Raw genomic sequence first — 18,014 nt, forward strand, 5'->3', positions numbered from 1 at the left:
GACGACCTCCCCCGCGACGGCCTGAAGGAGCCGCGCCATGGCGGATTTGCAATCGCAGGACATCATCAGGCGCTCGGCGACGACCATGACGCCGCCCTCGGCGCGCGCGCATGAGGCGGAGGTGTCGAAGCTCATCGACGTGTCGCGCTGCATCGGCTGCAAGGCCTGCCAGTCGGCCTGCATGGAATGGAACAATCTGCGCCCGGCGATCGGGACGTTCGAGGGCTCTTACGACAATCCGCACGACCTCGCCCCCGAGGTGTGGACGCTGATGCGCTTCACCGAATGGGACAACGACAAGGGCGACCTCGAATGGCTGATCCGCAAGGACGGCTGCATGCATTGCGCCGATCCCGGCTGCCTCAAGGCCTGCCCCGCGCCCGGCGCGATCGTCCAATACGCCAACGGGATCGTCGATTTCATCTCCGACGCCTGCATCGGCTGCGGCTATTGCGTGAAGGGCTGCCCTTTCAACATTCCCCGCGTCAGCAAGGACGACCATAAATCCTACAAATGCACGCTCTGCTCGGACCGCGTCGCGGTCGGGCTCGAACCCGCCTGCGTCAAGGCCTGCCCCACGGGCGCCATTCTGTTCGGCTCCAAGGCCGACATGACCGAATGGGCCGGCGAGCGCGTCGACGAGCTCAAGGGCCGCGGCTTCGCGAACGCCGGGCTCTACGATCCGCCGGGCGTCGGCGGCACGCATGTGATGTATGTCCTGCATCATGCCGACCGTCCGGCGCTTTACGCAGGCCTGCCCGAGAACCCCAGCGTCAGCCCGCTGGTCGCGGCCTGGAAGGGGCTTTTGAAGCCGCTCGCCATCGCCGGCATGGCGTTCGGGGCGGTTGCCGGCTTCTTCCACTGGGTCACGGTCGGCCCGAACGAGGTCGAGCCCGCCGACGAGGCGGAGGCCAAGACGCTTTTCCTGACGAGCAATGAAGCGGCGCGCGGCGAGGCGCAAAGCGGGAGCGCGCGGACATGAGCTATCCGAAGGGAACGCTGATCCGCAACACGACGAGCGAGCGGATCAACCACTGGATCACCGCCGGCTGCTTCGTGCTGCTGGTCCTTTCCGGCCTTTCGATGTTTCATCCGCTGTTCTACTGGCTGAGCGGCCTGTTCGGCGGCGGCCAGTGGACGCGCGCGGTCCATCCATGGATCGGGGTCGTGCTGTTCTTGAGCTATGTCGGCCTGTTCGCGCAGTTCTGGCGCGACAACCTCCCGAAGCGCGAAGACCTCGACTGGATCAAGGCCGCGCCGCGCGTGCTCGCCAATGACGAAGAGCATGTGCCGGAAGTCGACAAGCTCAACGCCGGCCAGAAGGCCGTCTACTGGTCGATGGCGCTGCTCGTGCCGACGCTGTTCGTCAGCGGCCTCATGATCTGGGAGGTCTATTTCGGCGCGGCGACGAGCATCGAGACGCAGCGCGTCGCGACGCTCGTTCATTCGCTCGCGGCGGTCGCGGCGATTCTGGTGTGGATCGTCCATGTCTACGCCGCCATCTGGGTGCGCGGCTCCATGCGGGCGATGACTCAAGGGTGGGTCACGCCGGGCTGGGCCTATCGCCATCATCGCAAATGGCTGCGCCGTCTCGCCGAAAGCGGCTCGGCCGGGCCGAGGCCGCGGGGGTGAGGCGTCCCGCCGTCACGCGCGCCTTGCGCGGCCGCGCGCCGCGCGCCATTTTGCCAAAGGGCCGGCGCGTCGATGCGATGCGCCGGCGCAGGAGCGCCAGGACGCGATGAGGCAGGGCGAGGTTTCTTCCAGCGGCGCCTGGATGGGCGATCCGCAGGGCGGCGTCACGGCGCCCGATCCGCTGATCCTGCCCGATCCGGCGACGCGCTTCGCCCGCACCGCCGCAAGGCTCGAGGCGCGCGCGCAGGGCCACCCCATGGAAGGCTGGCTGCGCTTCATGGCTGTGGTCGCGCGCGCGCAGCAGGCGGCCTGCGACGCGCTCAGTGAATGTCCCGCGCCAGGCGCCGACTTTGTCGCCCAGGCGGTCGAGGCGCGCATGCCGCCGCTCGCCCTCGACGGCCACAGGCGCGCGCCCTGCTGGCGCGACGGCCTCGCCGTGCTGCTCGCCCATGTCGCCGAGGCGCCCGCGCCCGCGCCCGCGCAGGCGCGAGAGGTCGCGCGCGCGCTCAAGGCGGCCGGCGCAGGCGCGGCCGAGGCGCTCGCCGACGCGTTCGTGCATGATTCCGTCGAAGCGGGGCAGGCGGGCGAGGCGCTGTTCGTCGCGGCCGCGCTCCAGGCCTATTTCACGCGGCTCGCCGGCGCGCTCGACGCGTCGGCGCTTCGCCTCCTGCCGGAGCGCGGGCTTTGCCCCTGCTGCGGGTCGACGCCCGTGGCGAGCCTCGTCACGGCGTCGGGCAAGACTCCGGGCGCGCGCTATCTCCATTGCTCGATCTGCGGGACCGCCTGGAATTACGTGCGGGCCCAGTGCGTCTCCTGCGGCGAGTCGCGCTCGACGGCGGTGCGGAGCTTTGAGGGCGAGGAGCTGGTCAAGGCGGAGACCTGCGACGAATGCCGCTCCTATGCGAAGATCATCTACCAGTCGAAAGACACGGCCGCCGACCCTTACGCCGACGATCTCCTGACGCTCGGGCTCGATCTCAAGACGTCCGAGGCCGGCTGGGCGCGCAACGCGCCGAACCCGCTTCTGCTCGTCGGCTGAAGCTTTCGCCGGAGAGACCGCCGCCCGGCGACAGGGCCGGGCGCGCCTGCCGCAGCCGGAGCCTGCGCTAGCCGCGAAGCCGCGGCGCGCCGCGGGCGCCGGGCGCGGGGTCGAGGACGGGGATGGTCGCCAGCACGGGCAGGCCCAGCGCCCTTTCGAGCGTGTCCGGCGAGACGAAGCCGCGCCGAAAAACCTCCGCGAGCACGGCGGCGAGCACGCCGGCGAAAATTGCCAGCAACACGCCGGCGGCGAGGATCACCAGGCGGCGGGCGTCGGCCGCGACCGGAGGCGACGCCGGCTCGATGACGCGCACGCTCGCCGCCTTGCGCGCGGCGACGTCCTCCTGAAAACGGCGCGCGTCGAGCGTCTTGGCGACGGCGGCGTAATGGTCTTCGGCGAAGGTCCGCTCGCGTTCGAGGCGGGCGAGTTCGAAGGCGTTCGCCTCCATCGCCTTGATCTGCGCGTCGACGGCGGCGACCTGGGCGTCGTCGGTGGCGACGCGGGCGTTTGCGGCCTCGAAGGTCTGGCGCGCCCGGGCGCGGTCGATTTCGAGCGCGTCGATGACGTTCGGGCGGCCGTGCCGCACGAGCTGCTGGGCGCCGCCATAGGTGACGACGTCTTTCGGCGCCTGGTCGAGCTCGTGCCTCAGCACGTCGACGCGTTCTTTCGCCTGCGCGCCGTCGGCCTCGGCGATCTGCCGGTCGCGGACGATGTCGGCGCGCTGGCGCAGCAGCAGGTCGCGCTGCAGGCTGTGGTCGGCGATGTTGTTTTGCGCCTTGAACGCGGCGACCGCGCGTCCGGCCGCGTCGGCGCGCGCGCGCAACATGTTCGCCTCGGCCTCGACGGCGGGCGACTGGACGTCGGAAAACAGCGCGGCGCGGCGCGTCAGGTAGCGCGCGACGAGCGTGTTGACGGCCTCGGCGGCGACGGCGGGGTCGGCGTTGCGGAAGCTGACCGCGATCAGATTGCCGATCTTGTCGGGCGTCGCCTTGAGGCTTTTGGCGAAGGCGACCGTCGCGAGGTCGAGCGGGTCGGCCGCAGGCCGCCGCCGGTCGGGAAGGCCCGCCGACTTCATCAGATTTTCTACGACATTTGATATGTCGTCCCTCATGCGGGCGCTGAAACCCGGCTGCGCGATCGAGGGAAACAACCGGGCGAGGCCGACCGACTCGATCGTCGCCCTGGCCAGCGACGGGCTCGTCAGGATCTCGACCTCGCTTTTCAGGATCGCGTCCTTTTCGAGCATGATCGGGGAGGCCGCGGTCTCCGAACCCACCGCCGCGCGGGCGGCGTAGTCGGGCGACAGCGGCACGAGCAGGGTCGCTTCGGCCGTGTATTGCGGTTTGACGAGAAGGGCGACGCCGCAGGCGGCGGCCATCACGAGACAGGCCGAAACGGCGACGGCGCGCCAGTCCCTGAAAAGACCGTCGGCGATCGCGCGCAGGGCGCGCGCGTCGCCGCGCGGCGACGGCGCGTCGGAAGAAAGGCTCATGAAAGACTCCAGGCCGCCCGGCGCGGGCGCGAAAACGACGGATTGCGCCAGCCTGATCAACAATCGCCGCCATGTAAAGGGGAGGCGTTGACGGTTACGTGTTGGCGCGTTCGGCTTGCCATACTCTGTTGCATTGCACCAGCCGTCAATGTAGCGTGCAAATCATTCGCCGCTGTGTGGAATATCGAAAAACTTTTATAGAATTTAGTCATTCGAGCATAGCGCGCCGGGGATATGATCGTCCCGATCGGCGGCGGCTGAATGATTTTCCGCCAGCTTTTTCTTAAAGGGCGTTATCTATATGAAAAAGCGATCTGCACCAGAGTCGTCGCGGGGCGCCGGGGGCGCCTCATGAGGGCGGGCGCGACCCAGGCCGTCGAAGAGGCGCGCGTTCCGGCTGAACGCCGCGCCGCCTTTCCGTCCGTCGCCGCCGCGCGGCCGCGGCCGCCGCACAAGGCTTTTCTTCATCTGTTCCATGCGATCAAGGCGCTGAACCGGAGCGACGCGCCTTTCGTGCTGCAGTTTCTCGCCTCCTCTGACGGCGAAGGCGCGAGCGTCACGGCGGCCGGCTTCGCGGAGGCCGCCGCCGCGCATTGGCAGGGCTCGGTCCTGCTCATCGACTGCTCGGCGACCGACGCGCCGACGCGCCCCGGGCCGCAATCCCTGATCGAAGCCTTTTCCGAAAAGGGCGCGCTGCATGGCGCGACGCAGCCCTCGCCCGACGCGCCGGGCGTCGTGCTGGCGCGGCTGACGGCGGCCAGCGGCGCCTTTTCGAGCTTCGACCTCAGCGACCTCGGACGCCTGTTCGACGCGGCGAAGCAGGCCTTTCCGATCGTCGTCCTCGATTGCCCGCCGCCCGCGGAGGCGCCCGAATCGCTCGCGCTCGCGCGATGCAGCGACGGAACCGTGCTGGTCGTCGGGGCGGGCGCATCCACCCGCTCGCGGATCGTCCAGACGCGCAACGACGTCGAACGCTTCGGCGGCCAGCTCGTCGGATGCGTGCTCAACCGCGCCGCAAGCCGCATCCCGCGCTGGCTCGAACGCTGGCTTTGAACCTGAAGTCAAAACTCCACGTCCGGAACTCACATCTGTCGTCCATCCTCGCGGCGCCGCTTGCCGGACGCCGCTTCAAGCGGAGCGCGTCCCCATGGCTGTTTTCTTCGCCGGCGAGAGCATCGGCGACAGGCCGTCCCTTCTCCCCGACGATCCGGAAGAGCTGATCGGCAAGCTCTGGGACGAGATTCTCGAACGCGGCCCGCAGGCGCGCGCGGCGAGCCTGCTCGACCTCAAGCTCGGCGTGCAGCGCATCCACCGGCTGTTCGGCGCCATAACGGAGCTGACCGGCGTCGCCCTGCCGATCACGACCATGTTCGAGGCGTCGACCATTCCGGCGCTCGCCGAGATCGTGCGCCGGGGCGAGGCGCCGCCCCAGCCCGTCGCCGTGCTCGTGCAGCCGCACGAGGGCGGAACGCCGCTCTTTCTCTTTCCGGGCCTTGGCGGAATCATCCTCGAGCTTTACGACCTCGGCCGGCTGGTTCGGGCCGGCGGGCCGGTCTACGCCAATCTGACGCAGCGCCTTGACGGCCGGGGGCCGCTGTTGCGCAGCGTCGTCGACATGGCCCGCGTCCAGGCCGACGCCATAAGAGCCATCCAGCCGCATGGCCCCTACCGGCTCGCCGGCTTCAGCCTCGGCGGCCTCATTGCCCTCGAAACCGCGCGTCTTCTGGCGGCGTCCGGCGAAAGGGTCGAGTTCCTCGGCCTGATCGAGCCCAATCTGCCGGAGCGTTTCTGGCCGCCGGCGGTCAAGCGGGCCTTTCTGCTGCGTCGGCTCAAGACCCATTTCGACACGCTGAGGGCGTTGCCGCCGCGCCAGATCCTGTCCTATCTCGGCGAACGGGCGGCGCCGCTCGCGCGGCGCCTGAGACGGCTGACGGGCGGCGCGGGAACCGCTTCGGCCTCGCCCTACACGCTCGCCAATCTCCCGAAGGAGCTCGCCGACGCGCGGGACGCGGGCCTTGCGGCGTTCTACGCCTATGAGATCAAGCCCTATGCAGGCAGGGCGGCCATTTTCGAGTCCGCGGGCGGAGACCCGCTGTCGTGCCCGCCGACCGACGTCTTCCCGCCCTATCTCGGCGGCTATGATCGTTTCGCCTGCGGCGGCGATCATGCGAGCCTGATGCGCCAGCCCTTCGTCGGCGAGCTCGCCGACAGAATGTCGGACGCGCTCGGAGCGTTGAACCGGGGCTGAACGGCGCTCAGCCGGCCTGAACGCAAAAAGGGGGCGCGCCGCGTCCCCTTTTTGCGTCGGCCCGCGCCCTCAGGGCGCAGGCTTCATGTTGCGGGACTCACGTCGCGGGGGTCATGGCGAAGACGCTTTCGGACGCTTCCGTGCGCGCGTCCGCGTCGTCGCTCCGGCGGCCGACCGGACGCGCCACGCCCTCCTTCAGATCGAGCGCGATGCGGTCCGCAAGCCGCAGGGCGAGCGCGACCAGCGTGATTGTCGGCGAATCGCTGCCGACGGTCGGAAACACGGAGCTGCCGGCGACATAGAGATGACGCACGTCATGGGCGCGGCACTGCGCGTCGACGACGCCCTGCGCCGGGTCCTCATGCATGCGCGTGGTGCCCATGTGATGCCAGCAGCCGAGCGTTTCAGTCTCCTCGCCAGGCCCGGAGGACGAGCCGATGACGGTCGCGACGCCGGCGGCGCAAAGGCCGTCGACGACGAGCCGGTCGAGCGTGCGGAAATGCTCCTCGTCCTGCGCCGTCAGGCGCCAGTCGATGCGCGGCTGGCTGACGCCGAGCCGGTCGCGCGTCGCGGCGAGCGTGACGCGGCTGTCCGGGTTGGGAACGGGTTCGATCACCGATTCGAGCGTGAAGTCGGTCTTTTCGAGAACGGGCGCGAGCATCACGTCGGCGATCGCCGCGAGCGTTCCCGGCGCATGGGCGAAGAGGCCCGGCAGCTCGCGCAGCGTATCGCGCGCGGCGCGCGACAGGGGATAGCCGAAACGCTTGCGGCCGTTGATCGCCCTCTGGATGCGCTTCATCGCCCTGTAGGCTTTGGCCACGTCGCCGCCGCGCGCGCCGACGAGATAGACGCGCGAATTGGAGAGGCCGAGGCGGCGCTGGGCGTCGAAGCTCGGCGCGAGATGGACTTCGAGACGCGCGCGCGCGTCGCCCGTGCCGCGATGAATGCGATGCATCAGCGCGTCATAGAGCGGGCGGAAGCGCGCCGCGTCGACAATGCGAAGCTGCGTCGACTGCCGGCGCGGATGGTCCATGTAGAACCGCCCGACGAGGCCGGAGCCGTTGGCGAGCCCGTCCGCCCGCACGTCGTTCGACGCCAGAAGCAGCCGCGCGTTCTCGACGCCGCCGGCGGCGAGGACGGTGACGGCGGCGCGGATCGAGAGGCGTTTGCCGTCGAGCGTCGCGACGTCCGCCCCGGTCGCGGCCTCGCCCCGCGCGTCGGTCGCGACGCGGACCACATTGGCGTGGAGAAGAACCCGGACGTTGGGCGCCTTGCGCAGGCGCTCGCGGTAGACGTCGCCCATGCGCGTCGGCGGGCTCAGCTGGTCAAGCACATTGACGAGGTCTGACCCCGCGACCGGCATCAGCTCCGCGCGCAGCCGCGCGATTTCGGGCGCCCAGCGCTCGAGGGTGAAATCGGCGTCGGGCAGTTCGAGCAGCTCGCCGGCGTGGCGATAATAGGGCTCGAGGTCGGCCTTGCGGATCGGCCAGCCGCTGTGCGGCACCCAGGGGCGGCGTTCAAAATCGAAAGGGTCGAGCGGACGGCACCAGCCGCCCCAGCAATTGGTGCTGCCGCCGAGAAACCGGCTGCGCGAATCCGCCGGCGAGTCATGCGTCAGGCCCACGCTCTCGCCGGCGTAGAGCGACTGCGACATGGGGTCGGAGGTCAGCCCTCCGCCCTCGATCAGCACGACCTTGAGCGAGCGCGGCAGGGCGAGGGCGAGGGCGATTCCAGCGGCCCCGCCGCCGATGACGCAGACGTCCGCGCAGATTTCCGCGCCGTCGTCCGCCTGCGTGGCTTCAATGATCATATGCGCCTCCGAAAGATGTGACGAAGATCGGGAGTGGTTCAGCGGCCGCCGGACGCGACGGACACGCGCCCGCGCCAGGCGGCGAAAGCGGCGCGGGAGCGCTGGCGCACGGGATAGGCCATGAAGCGCCGAAGCCGCGGATGGTCCTTGAGGTAGAGCGCCCGCTTTTCGACGAGGTTCCACGACAGATAGGCGACCACGACAGTGAGGGGGATCGCGAGGCCGAGATTGAACGCCCAGTTCTGCCGGCCGGGAAAATAATGCATCAGCGTCTGCTGCACGGGGAATCCGTAGAGGTAGATTCCATAGGAATAGTCGCCGTCGGACAGCAGGGGGATGCGGGGAAAGGCGGCCATGCCGAAGCAGACGATCAGATAGGCGGCGCAGGCGGGCGCGAAGGCGTAATAGGCGCTCGTGGAGAAGGACGCCGCCATGACCGCGACGGCGGCGGCCATGCCGAGATAGGTCAGCTTCACGCGGTCGCGCCAGAGATAGAAGGCGACGCCGCCGATGAAGCAGGAAAACAGCGTGTAATGGGTGACGATGTCCTTGGGGTTCGGCGCGAGGACGCCGTGGATTTCGCCCGCGAGCTGTCCGGCCATGGCGACGGCGAAGACGGCGAGCATCGCCTTCTTGTTCGACGCGAGGCCGAGCAGGATGAGGATCGAAATCCCGACGTAGCACTGGATTTCGATCGGCACCGTCCACAGCGAGAAATTGACGACGCCGGGCAGCGGATTGTCGAGGAAGACGCCCGGCAGGTAATAGCGGATCTTGCCGACGACGTTGAAGAAATAGCTGAAGAACTGCGGGTCGGTGAAATAGGCGTGGAGCGTGTAGGCGGTGACGATCGGGCCGAGCAGGAGCGCCGACAGGAACACCTCGCAGGACAGCGCCGGGACGATGCGCAGCACGCGATGCATGATGAAGATCTTGAGCGATTTCGTGCGTTCGAGGCTGCCGGCGATCAGGAATCCGCTGAGCGCGAAGAACATCGGCAGGATGGCGAGGAAGGCCGGCTTGAACGGGCCTGACAGCACGGCGTCCTGCGCCTCCTGTCCATGAGCGGTGATGATCGCGTGGAAGGCGAGCACGGCGAGCGAAAGGACGAGCCGCGCCATGTCGAAGCCCGGACCGCGGCCGCGATGCGCGGCGAGCACGTCGCCGGCGCTTTTGGGACGCCCGTCAGGACCGCGCCATGCGGGCAGGGTCGCCCGGGCGAAGGCGCGCAGGCCGCGCCCCCCGGGGAGCTGGACGGCAGATGACATGGTCACTCCTTTGAGGGCGCGCCGACCGCGCGCGCGGCGCAAAACCTTGAAAACTGAACGAGCCGCCGCAGCGGCGGCGAAAGAATGATCATAAACATGAGATTGAGGGCGACGATGGCGGCGCCGAGGCCGACATGCGCGAGCGCGTCGTCTGAGGGCGGCAGGCGCTGCAGGACCGGCTGCAGAAAGACGATGAAGACGCCGTTGACGAGCACGAGGTCGAGCGCGTTGCGGCCGCTCCAGGCAAGCGGCCTGGCGAGCGAGCTTGCGAGCGGACCGGAGGCGATCGCGCGGCCGACGATCACGACCAGAAGAGAGCCGAGCAGCGCGGTCAGCGCGAACAGAGGGAAAAAGCCGACATCGCCCGTGATCATCAGGACGCCGAAGCGGCCGGCGAGAAAATCGGCGTAAAAGCCCTTCAGCGGCGCGCAGGACCATTCGGCGAGACAGGCGTTGTTGAGCGGCGCGAGCACGACGACGGCGGCGAGCAGCGCCGGCGCGACGACGGCCGGCGGCGCAGCCCTGACCCGCGCGAGCGTATAGCCTGCGAGATAGAACAGCAGGCCCGGCGCGAACGACCTGATCTGGAACGGATTGGGAAGGAACGGATCGGCGAGGACGAGCGCGGCGGCGAGCGCGATCGCGGCGCAGCGCGGCGCGGCGGGCCCCTTGACGATCGCGGCGGCGAGAATCTGCGCGCCGGCGAGGGCGACGAGGAACCATGTGGTGACGAGGCTGAAATCCTTGCCGATCAGCATCGGCCGGACGAGCGTTCTGAAGATCGCGCCGGAGTCGGCCGGGATCCGGCCCAGCGCCGCGGCGAGCGCCACGCCCGCGACATGGGACGCATAGGCGAGCGCGACGAGGAACAGCGCCTGCTCGAAGATTCGCCGCCATGATTTTCGCGGGAGATTCTGCGCGGTCATGCCCGAGATCAGGAAGAACAGCGGCATGTGGAAGCTGTAGATGACGCGCCACTGCGCGAAGGCCGCGTCCGAGAAGGCGCCGTCGGGACGCGCCCCGAAGAAGACCTGGAGGCCGTGCGCGTAGATCACGAGCAGGATCGCGATCCCGCGCGCGACGTCGATCGCGGCGTCCCGCTCTTCGCGCCTCGCTTCGACGCCCGGCGAGACGCGGCGCGTTTCGCGAGTCGCTTCGTCGTAAATGATCTGCATCGATCCTCGACTCGTGTCGCGGGCCGGGCCGGCGCCGAAGATGTGCGGCGCCTGACGGCCGGGGCGGTTCAAGACGTTCGTCATTTTAAAAATGGAAGGCCGAAGACGACCCTCAGATATTTGTTCAAATCAATGCGGACGGGCGTTCCGGGCGATCGGCGCCGCGACGCGTCGCGTCGGATATGAGCGGCGTGTCGGATAGGTGCGGCGTGTCGAAAGCGCCGGGGGCGGCCCCCGGCGCGAGGCGTTCGGGCGGGGTCAGGTCTCCATGATCGACTTGACGCCGGAATGACTTTTCTGGAGCGCCTTGACCGTCGACGCGAGAACGTCGCGCAGGCTCTGCGGCGCGGCGATGGCGACGGCGGCGCCAAGCGCGCGCCAGTCCGTGAACAGGAAGAACGGGCGCAGCGCGAGCGCCCGCAGCATCAGCGCCAGCGCGTCGCCGCGCCGGCCGCAGGACACGGCTTTCCAGGCGGCGATGCGGTAGTGTTCGGCGTGGCCGGCGCGCATCACGCGCTCGGGCACGTTGGGCATGTCCCTGCGCAGGATGGCCATGGCCATGTCGGCGTAGCCGACGAATTTGCGCGAATCGAACGAGAGGCTGCTTTCGCGCAGCCGGTAGAGCGTGAGCGGCCGCGGGATGAGCTGGGCCTCATAGCCTGTCATCCACAATATGCGGCGCCACATCTCATAGTCTTCGCAGCTCCTGAGCTCCGGCAGGAACAGTCCCGCCTCCTCGAAGCAGGCGCGCCGCGCCACGACCGTCGAGCCATTGCCGAAATGATTGCGGCGGATCATGTCGTGCAGGGAGGGATGGGCCTTGCCCGCGAGCAGGATGTCTCCGCTGCGCGCGCCGGCCTCCGTCATATATTCGGAATGGCTGAAGGTGAGCCCGATCGAGGGGTCGCCCGTCATGACGCCGAGATGCAGCGCGGCCTTCTGCGGCAGCCAGACGTCGTCGCCGTCGAGCAGCCCGATGAATTCGCCGCGGGCGGCGAGAATGCCGGCGTTGCGCGCGGCCGAAAGCCCGCCGTTGTCCTGGCGCAGGATGCGCAGGCGCGGATCATCGAGCGCGGCGGCGAGCCGTGCGAGGACGCGCGGCGTGTCGTCGGTCGATCCGTCGTCGACGACCACGACTTCGAGGTCGCGCATCGTCTGGGCCAGCGCGGAGCGGACGGCGGCCTCGATATAGGGCGCGACATTATAGGCCGGAATGACGATCGAGAGCGGCGGCGCGCGCTCTGACGCGTCGGCGTCCGGCGACGGGCGTGGGTCTTCGGCGTTCATGGGCTCTCGTCTCCTGAATGCGGCGTGCGGCGGCGCGGTCCGGCCGGGCTCCGGCGGCAAGAAAAAATCGGATCGAGCGCGCGCGCGGCGCGCTCCGGCGCGCGCGAGAGCGGCCGGGCGGGGTCGTCGCGCAAGGCGGCCGGCGCGGCGACGGCGGAAGGGGCGAGCGCGGCGCCGATGAAGGCGAAGAGAAAGACGCAGGGCAGCGTCAGGTTGAACAGCGCCTCGTAGCGGCAGTAAAGCGCGAGGCACAGGAACAGCCCGAGCGCGACGATCAGTCCGTCGCGGCGCGGGTCGTCGGCGGCCAGCGTGAGATAACGCCGCACGAGCCCGACGAAGGTCAGGGCCATGGCGAGGACGAAAGCGGCGAAGGTCGGCGCGCCGCCCATGTAGAGCAGGCCGTAGACGGTGGAGTGGCTGCCGATCGGCAGGTTCTCCTTGGCGTGCACGGAGTCGCCGATCCAGCCATGGCCGATCAGGGGCGATTCGAGAAAGCCTTCGTAGCTTTTTTCATAGATGAGGTCGCGCGCGAGGCTCGATCCGGCGCGGGCGGCGTTGGCCTTGTCCTGGATCTGCGCGATTTCGGCGATCGGGTCGACGCCCATCAGCGGCAGGGCGAACAGCCCGCACAGGCCTGCGCCGACGACGAGGAGCTTCATGCCGCGCGGCGCGCGCATGAAGACGATCAGCGCGCCGACGACCGCGAGCGCGGCGATGGCGATGCGGCTCCAGCTGAACACGGTCGCCACCGCGCCGCCGCTCACGCCGAGGACGCGCCACAGGAGATTGCGTTCGAGCAGGCTGATGAAGGTCACGGCGAGCGCGCCGAGCCCGAGCGCGGGCGCCCACGGAAAGAACAGCACCAGCCGCGTCGTCAGTTCGCCGAGCGTTTCTTCGGTCTGGTAGATCAGCGCCGCCGTGTAGAAGGTGACGGTCGGGCTTTTGGGCAGCAGCAGCCCGAGCGGCGTCGGCCAGATATAGAGCGCGCGACGGCCGAGGAGATGGCCGACCGCGGCGACGCCGGCGAGAATCAGCATGTAGAGTCCGACCCAGGCGACGGCGCGGACGGCGCGCGGATCGTCGAGCCGGTGCGCCGCGCCGGCGGCGACGGCGAGCCCGCCGAAGCCCCAGCCGACGACGCCGAATCCGGCCGCATTGGCGAAGCCGCGCGCGTAGTCGCCGAGCGCGACGCCGTTGAGGATCGCGGCCGCCGCCTGCGACAGGCCGATCGCGAACCAGCTCGCAATAATGACGTTGATCATTTTCCCGCGCGGCCAGCGCTCGGAGGCGAGCCGCAGCAGCATCAGCGCGCAGGCCGGGGCGAGCGCGCCGAGGAACCAGAGCGCGGGAATGGCGCGCAGATAGGCGCGATAGAGCGCCGCGCCGCGCAGAACGGCGGCGAGGCGGGGCGTGGCGCGCGCCGGCGCCGCGGCGAGGGCGGGGACGGCCGCGCCGGCGCTCACGAGGGCGCTCCCGCTTCGCTCATGCGCGGCGCGGCGCGCGGGCCGAACGCCGCGCTCGCCCGCGCGGTGAGCGCCGTCGCGAGGGCGACATGCAGGATGACGCCAAGGATCGCCCCCAGCGCGCCGGCGAAGGCCGCGCCGAGCGGAATGACGACGAGGCCGAGCGCGCCCCTGATCGCCGACACGCGGTTGACCGCGTCGAGCGCGCCGATGGCGCGCAGATGCAGGTCATAGGTCGACAGCAGATAGCGGATCGGCGTCGAGGCGAGCAGCAGCGGCGCGAGCAGCGTGAAGCGCGGCAGGTTGAAGACGAACAGCCCGAGCGGGACCGCGAGCAGCGCCACGCCGGCCGCGCAGGCCGCGCCGAGCTTGAGCATCAGGCGGCGCAGCGGCGGCAGGGCGCCGTCGGGATCGCCGACGACGGCCGGATATTTGGCCTGCATCTGCGACCAGCCGGGCGTTTCGGCGACGGTCAGCATCTGGCGCGCGAGGCCGAACAGGCCGAGGTCGGCGCGGCTCATCAGATAGGAGGCGATCAGCACGGACGCCTGGTCGACGCCGAGATTCATCGAATCGCCGACGAGGAAGCGCGAGCCTTCGCGCGCCTGCCTGACGAACAGCCTGAAATCGAGCGGCGCGCGCTTAAGCCGCAGGAAGGCGACGGCGACGCCGGCGAAGCGGAAGGCGGCGAGGATCGCCGCAAAGCCGGCGTAGGACGAGCCGAACAGCGCCGCGAACAGCAGGCCGAGCGAATTGGCGGCCGGCGCGATGACGGCCTCGCCCGCCTTGCCCTGCAGGACCTGCAGCGCGTTCAAAAGGTTGCCCTGCGCGAAAAACGGCCCGCCGAGCGCGAGCAGGAAGATGACCAGCGCCTCCTCATGGCTGCGCCCGGCGAGCGCGCCGAGCACGGCGAGAAAGGGAAGGCTCGCCGGGACGACGACGAGCGCGGCCGCGCAGCCGAGCGCGTTGCGCACGGGCATGGGCGCGTCCATCCGCGCGAAGACATAGGGCAGGCCGAAGGCGCCGACGAGGGCGATGACGGCGACGGCGGCCGTCGCGATGGTCAGCGTGCCGGCGGCCGGCAGGCCGAAGCTGCGCACGATGATCGCCGAAAGCAGCAGGCCGTTGAGATTCTGCAGGACGCGGGCGGCGAGCACGAGGCCGGCCTCATGACCGAAGCGCGCGGAGAGCCGCCGCGCCGTCTGGCGCAGCGCGCCGGCGTCGGAGCGGGCCGTCACGCCCTGGCGCCCTGAATGAGCGTCGCGGCCACGGGTCGTCGCAGCGGCGTGCGATAGAGCCGGTCGTAGCGTCGCGCCACGTCGTCCCAGTCGGGCCGGGCGAGCGTCTTGAGCTCGCGCGCCGCCTCGGCGACGGCGTTCGGGTCGGCGACGAGCCGCCCGAGGAGGGCGCCGAGCGCGGCGACGTCGCGCGGGGCGAAATAGAAGCCGCAGGCCCCGGCGACCGCGCGATTCTCGGGGATGTCGCTGACGATCGCCGGAACGCCATGGGCGACGGCTTCGAGCAGCGCCATCGACATGCCCTCGATGTAGGAAGGCAGCACGAAGAGATAGGCGTTGCTGAACAGGGCGGCGAGCGCGTCGCCGGACTGGTGGCCGACGAAAAACGTCTTCGCCGGGTCGGCCGCGGCGCGCAGCGCGTCATAATAGGCCGGTTCGCGCGAGCCGCCGGCGACGACGAGCTTCATGTCGGTCTGCAGCGCGTTCATCGCCGCGATGAGGTCCTGGCATCCCTTTTCGGGGGTGAGCCGGCTCGCGAACAGGACGTAGCGCCCGGGTTCGAGGCCGAGTTCGGCGAACCGCGGTCCCGGGGCGACATGGGACTTCCGGGGCATGCCGTTTGGAATGAAGCGGGCGGCGACGTCGTAGCGCTCGGCGAAGTAGCGCCGCAGATTTTCGGAGACGACCGAGATCTGGTCGGCGTTGGCGACCAGGGTCCGCTCGGCGAGGCTGAGGCTCATGCGCGCCGCCCGGCCCCATTTGTCGCGCTTCTGGTCGAGGCCGTGGATGGTCACGAGCGAGCGCTGGCCGAAAAGATGAGTCGCCGCCGAAAGAATGCCCGGGCCGACGGCGTGGAAGTGGACGACGTCGTAGCGGCCCATCGCCTCGCGCAGCGCGACCAGGCTGCGCGAAATCGTCTCGAAATGCTTGCCGCCGACGGCGGCCGTGCGCAGCGCGCGCACGCCGCCATGGTCCTCGAACGTCACGCTGGGATCGGAAAAGACGTCGACCTCATGGCCGAGCCCGCCGAGCCTTGGACACAGCTCGTCAAGAACGCGTTCGATGCCGCCGTAGCCGGAGCCCACGCCACGAGAGCCGATCATTGCGATACGCACAACATTCGCCTTTCAAAGTAATTGTCGCAAAAGTTCTGCCTGCGCCGTTCGACCGGCGGAGGTCGGGCGGATGCGCCAGATGATCAATTTGATTGTTTTTATTTATTATCAGTCGCCGCCCGGCCTCTGGAGACAGGGCGTCGTCGAGCAGCTTTATATAGAGCCGAGCTAAAGCTACTCATAATCAAAACATTAAAGTTCTGTCAAATTTTTAAATCATATCGGGGCGCCCCCCGGATCATGATTGTCTCGGACGGCCTGTGTCCTTCGTGCACATGGCTGATGGCGCGGGTATGATGAGTTTTGACTATCGAATACGGTCATGAAACCTGTCGGGTTATTTGCGGGCGCCTGCACGGCCTGACACGACGGCGCGCCGGCGCGGGACGCAGGCCATATTGATGGCGATTTCTGATCATTGATGATAGTCATTGTGCTTCAGGAGGTCGTCGATGAACGCCCGGACCCTCGCCCCGTCGCCCTCGCGCCGGGGCGTCGCCGCCCCGCTCGCCTGCGCCGTCCCGTTCGCCTGCGCCGCCGCGATCGTCGCCGGCGGCGCGGCGGCGGCCGACCGGCCCTTTTCGTCGGCCTCCCCCTGGAACACGGCGATTCCCTCAAGCGCCGTCTACGGCTCCGCGCCGGCGGCCCCGGGCCTTCTTGCGGGCGTCGACTCCTGGGACGCCCAGAACGTCTGGAGCATTCCCTTCTACAGGGCGACGACCGCGGACGCGTCGCGCCCGCTGCTTTACAATCCCCTCGCCTGGTACAAGGTGTTTACGGGCGAATGGCGGCGCGCCGGCAATGGCGCGGCGGTCGAGGCCGAGATTCTCGCCTCGTCGAAGACCGCCTTTCCCTATCCCGGCAACGTCTATTCGACGACGAAAGCCGGGGCCTGGACCCTGCCGTCGTCCTATAACAAGACGCTCAACCCGGCGTCGCCGCCGGCGCGCTTTTATGTCGGCGCCGCCATGAAGCCCGCGACCGGCGCCGACGGCCATATGGCGGTGGCCCAGCCGAACGGATCGGTGCTCGAAACCTACGCCACGATCGTCCTGGGCTCGGGCCAGCTCGTCGCGCTCTCCTACGCCGTGTCGTCGGCGACGGGCCTTGGCGACGGCTGGCAGAACGGGCAGACGGCCTCGATGCTGCCGAGCTACGCCGGGCTGCTCTGCGACGAGGAGCTTGCGGCGGGCGTGAGGCACGCCATGGCGATCTCGGCGCCGGCGAGCCTTCTTGCGACGCAGATCGCCTATCCGGCCTACGCCTTCGACCGCGACGCGACCACGAACCAGCAGCCCTATTCCGGCGCCCTGCCCATGGGCGCGCGGCTCGCGCTGCCGCCCTCGGTTTCGGTCGCCTCGCTCAAGCTCGCGACGGCCGAGGGCGCGGCGATCGCCGCGGCGGCGAAAACCTATGGCTTCATCATCGTCGATCGCGGCGGAAGCGGCGCGACGATCCGCGTCAATCCGAACTGCGCGGCCGCCAATCCGGTCCTGCGCGCCTGGAGCTACGGCCTGCAGAACGACCTCAACGCGATCTTCTCCAGGCTCACGCGGGTCGGCTGGTGACCGCCTGACGGCGTCGAAATCCTGCGCGGCCGCAAACGACGGGCGTTTACGCGCGTTGACCTCGCGCCCGGCGTCCCGGGAGACGCGCCCGCGCCCGGACGGAAGATCGACGCGACGCGTCCCGGGCGGGCGCCGGGAGGACGTTCAAATGCGCAAGACACTCATCACGGCCTGCGCTTTCGCTTCATGTCTCGTCGTGGGCGGGGCCTTCGCCCAAGAGGGCGCGCCGGCGAAGCCCGGCGAGACCGCCAAGGGCGCGGCGCTCGTCGACGCGCGGGGCATGACGCTTTACACCTTCGACAGGGACGAAGGCGGCAAATCGGCCTGCGTCGGCGACTGCGCGAAGCTCTGGCCGCCGCTCGCGGCGGGCGCGGGCGCCGCGGCGCACGGCGGGTTCACCCTCGTCTCGCGCGGGGACGGCGCCCTGCAATGGGCCTACAAGGGCAAGCCGCTCTACCGCTTCGCGCAGGACGCGAAGCCCGGCGACGCCGCCGGCGACGGCTTCAAGTCGGTCTGGCGTGTGGCGAAGCCCTGACGCCCGACCCTTTGAAGCGCGATTCGCGGCGCGGCGGACGAACCGTCGCCGGAAATTCGTCTCGCCGCGCTAACCCTGACGCGAAATTGCGCGCCGGCGGAGGGAGAAATCGCCCGTCGCGCGGTTTGCGGCCGGCGCGCGCCG

The 18,014-nt window shown here is 69.5% G+C and carries 15 protein-coding genes; 7 read left to right on the forward strand and 8 right to left on the reverse strand.

What is annotated here, in order from left to right:
- Positions 1–37: 37 nt before the first annotated feature.
- The 3 genes from fdxH (at position 38) to fdhE (ending at position 2,671) form a co-directional block, all read left to right on the forward strand.
- Complete coding sequence (fdxH, locus tag ACILRB_RS04180; protein WP_395665038.1) at positions 38–982, forward strand: formate dehydrogenase subunit beta; 945 nt, start codon at positions 38–40, stop codon at positions 980–982.
- Entirely contained in the window at positions 979–1,632 is a 654-nt protein-coding gene (locus tag ACILRB_RS04185; protein ID WP_395665039.1) for a formate dehydrogenase subunit gamma, read from the forward strand. Before fdxH ends, ACILRB_RS04185 begins: the two co-directional genes overlap by 4 nt.
- A gap of 106 nt (positions 1,633–1,738) precedes the next feature.
- A complete protein-coding gene (gene fdhE, locus ACILRB_RS04190) occupies positions 1,739–2,671 on the forward strand; it encodes a formate dehydrogenase accessory protein FdhE (RefSeq protein WP_395665040.1) in 933 nt (310 codons plus the stop codon).
- A gap of 67 nt (positions 2,672–2,738) precedes the next feature.
- Here the strand turns inward: fdhE and ACILRB_RS04195 are convergent, their stop codons facing one another.
- Positions 2,739–4,163 (reverse strand): GumC family protein, encoded by a 1,425-nt coding sequence (locus ACILRB_RS04195; RefSeq protein WP_395665041.1) that lies wholly within the window; start codon positions 4,161–4,163, stop codon positions 2,739–2,741.
- Between the two features lie 351 nt (positions 4,164–4,514).
- On the opposite strand from ACILRB_RS04195, the gene ACILRB_RS04200 reads away from it, so the two are divergent.
- On the forward strand, positions 4,515–5,216 hold the full coding sequence (locus ACILRB_RS04200) for a hypothetical protein (protein WP_395665042.1): 702 nt from the start codon (positions 4,515–4,517) through the stop codon (positions 5,214–5,216).
- A gap of 94 nt (positions 5,217–5,310) precedes the next feature.
- Complete coding sequence (locus tag ACILRB_RS04205) at positions 5,311–6,411, forward strand: thioesterase domain-containing protein (RefSeq protein WP_395665043.1); 1,101 nt, start codon at positions 5,311–5,313, stop codon at positions 6,409–6,411.
- A 97-nt stretch (positions 6,412–6,508) separates the two neighbouring features.
- Here ACILRB_RS04205 and ACILRB_RS04210 read toward each other — a convergent pair whose 3' ends face one another.
- From ACILRB_RS04210 to ACILRB_RS04240, 7 genes are all read right to left on the reverse strand, one after another.
- On the reverse strand, positions 6,509–8,221 hold the full coding sequence (locus ACILRB_RS04210; RefSeq protein WP_395665044.1) for an FAD-dependent oxidoreductase: 1,713 nt from the start codon (positions 8,219–8,221) through the stop codon (positions 6,509–6,511).
- Positions 8,222–8,259: 38 nt separating this feature from the next.
- On the reverse strand, positions 8,260–9,489 hold the full coding sequence (locus ACILRB_RS04215) for an acyltransferase family protein (RefSeq protein WP_395665045.1): 1,230 nt from the start codon (positions 9,487–9,489) through the stop codon (positions 8,260–8,262).
- A gap of 2 nt (positions 9,490–9,491) precedes the next feature.
- Positions 9,492–10,664: an acyltransferase family protein gene (locus ACILRB_RS04220; protein ID WP_395665046.1), complete on the reverse strand. Its 1,173-nt coding sequence runs from the start codon at positions 10,662–10,664 to the stop codon at positions 9,492–9,494.
- A 258-nt stretch (positions 10,665–10,922) separates the two neighbouring features.
- Positions 10,923–11,951: a glycosyltransferase family 2 protein gene (locus tag ACILRB_RS04225; protein ID WP_395665047.1), complete on the reverse strand. Its 1,029-nt coding sequence runs from the start codon at positions 11,949–11,951 to the stop codon at positions 10,923–10,925.
- On the reverse strand, positions 11,948–13,414 hold the full coding sequence (locus ACILRB_RS04230; RefSeq protein ID WP_395665048.1) for an O-antigen ligase family protein: 1,467 nt from the start codon (positions 13,412–13,414) through the stop codon (positions 11,948–11,950). Before ACILRB_RS04230 ends, ACILRB_RS04225 begins: the two co-directional genes overlap by 4 nt.
- A complete protein-coding gene (locus tag ACILRB_RS04235; RefSeq protein ID WP_395665049.1) occupies positions 13,411–14,652 on the reverse strand; it encodes a hypothetical protein in 1,242 nt (413 codons plus the stop codon). Before ACILRB_RS04235 ends, ACILRB_RS04230 begins: the two co-directional genes overlap by 4 nt.
- Positions 14,649–15,767 carry a glycosyltransferase family 4 protein gene (locus ACILRB_RS04240; RefSeq protein ID WP_395665050.1) on the reverse strand — a complete coding sequence of 373 codons (1,119 nt, stop codon included), beginning with the start codon at positions 15,765–15,767 and terminating at the stop codon, positions 14,649–14,651. Before ACILRB_RS04240 ends, ACILRB_RS04235 begins: the two co-directional genes overlap by 4 nt.
- A 452-nt stretch (positions 15,768–16,219) precedes the next feature.
- On the opposite strand from ACILRB_RS04240, the gene ACILRB_RS04245 reads away from it, so the two are divergent.
- Together ACILRB_RS04245 and ACILRB_RS04250 are read left to right on the forward strand one after the other, a co-directional pair.
- Positions 16,220–17,335, forward strand: a complete 1,116-nt coding sequence (locus tag ACILRB_RS04245) for a hypothetical protein (protein ID WP_395665051.1) — start codon at positions 16,220–16,222, stop codon at positions 17,333–17,335.
- A 148-nt stretch (positions 17,336–17,483) separates the two neighbouring features.
- Complete coding sequence (locus ACILRB_RS04250; protein WP_395665052.1) at positions 17,484–17,870, forward strand: hypothetical protein; 387 nt, start codon at positions 17,484–17,486, stop codon at positions 17,868–17,870.
- Positions 17,871–18,014 lie beyond the last annotated feature (144 nt).

The organism is Methylocella sp. (genome assembly GCF_044226135.1).
Taxonomy (GTDB): Bacteria; Pseudomonadota; Alphaproteobacteria; order Rhizobiales; family Beijerinckiaceae; genus Methylocapsa.

What these genes read in the sequence shown, in the direction of transcription:
- fdxH (WP_395665038.1), top strand. Translation starts at nt 38, where the DNA reads ATGGCGGATTTGCAATCGCAGGACATCATCAGGCGCTCGGCGACGACC.
- ACILRB_RS04185 (WP_395665039.1), top strand. Translation starts at nt 979, where the DNA reads ATGAGCTATCCGAAGGGAACGCTGATCCGCAACACGACGAGCGAGCGG.
- fdhE (WP_395665040.1), top strand. Translation starts at nt 1,739, where the DNA reads ATGAGGCAGGGCGAGGTTTCTTCCAGCGGCGCCTGGATGGGCGATCCG.
- ACILRB_RS04195 (WP_395665041.1), bottom strand. Translation starts at nt 4,163, where the DNA reads ATGAGCCTTTCTTCCGACGCGCCGTCGCCGCGCGGCGACGCGCGCGCC.
- ACILRB_RS04200 (WP_395665042.1), top strand. Translation starts at nt 4,515, where the DNA reads ATGAGGGCGGGCGCGACCCAGGCCGTCGAAGAGGCGCGCGTTCCGGCT.
- ACILRB_RS04205 (WP_395665043.1), top strand. Translation starts at nt 5,311, where the DNA reads ATGGCTGTTTTCTTCGCCGGCGAGAGCATCGGCGACAGGCCGTCCCTT.
- ACILRB_RS04210 (WP_395665044.1), bottom strand. Translation starts at nt 8,221, where the DNA reads ATGATCATTGAAGCCACGCAGGCGGACGACGGCGCGGAAATCTGCGCG.
- ACILRB_RS04215 (WP_395665045.1), bottom strand. Translation starts at nt 9,489, where the DNA reads ATGTCATCTGCCGTCCAGCTCCCCGGGGGGCGCGGCCTGCGCGCCTTC.
- ACILRB_RS04220 (WP_395665046.1), bottom strand. Translation starts at nt 10,664, where the DNA reads ATGCAGATCATTTACGACGAAGCGACTCGCGAAACGCGCCGCGTCTCG.
- ACILRB_RS04225 (WP_395665047.1), bottom strand. Translation starts at nt 11,951, where the DNA reads ATGAACGCCGAAGACCCACGCCCGTCGCCGGACGCCGACGCGTCAGAG.
- ACILRB_RS04245 (WP_395665051.1), top strand. Translation starts at nt 16,220, where the DNA reads ATGAACGCCCGGACCCTCGCCCCGTCGCCCTCGCGCCGGGGCGTCGCC.
- ACILRB_RS04250 (WP_395665052.1), top strand. Translation starts at nt 17,484, where the DNA reads ATGCGCAAGACACTCATCACGGCCTGCGCTTTCGCTTCATGTCTCGTC.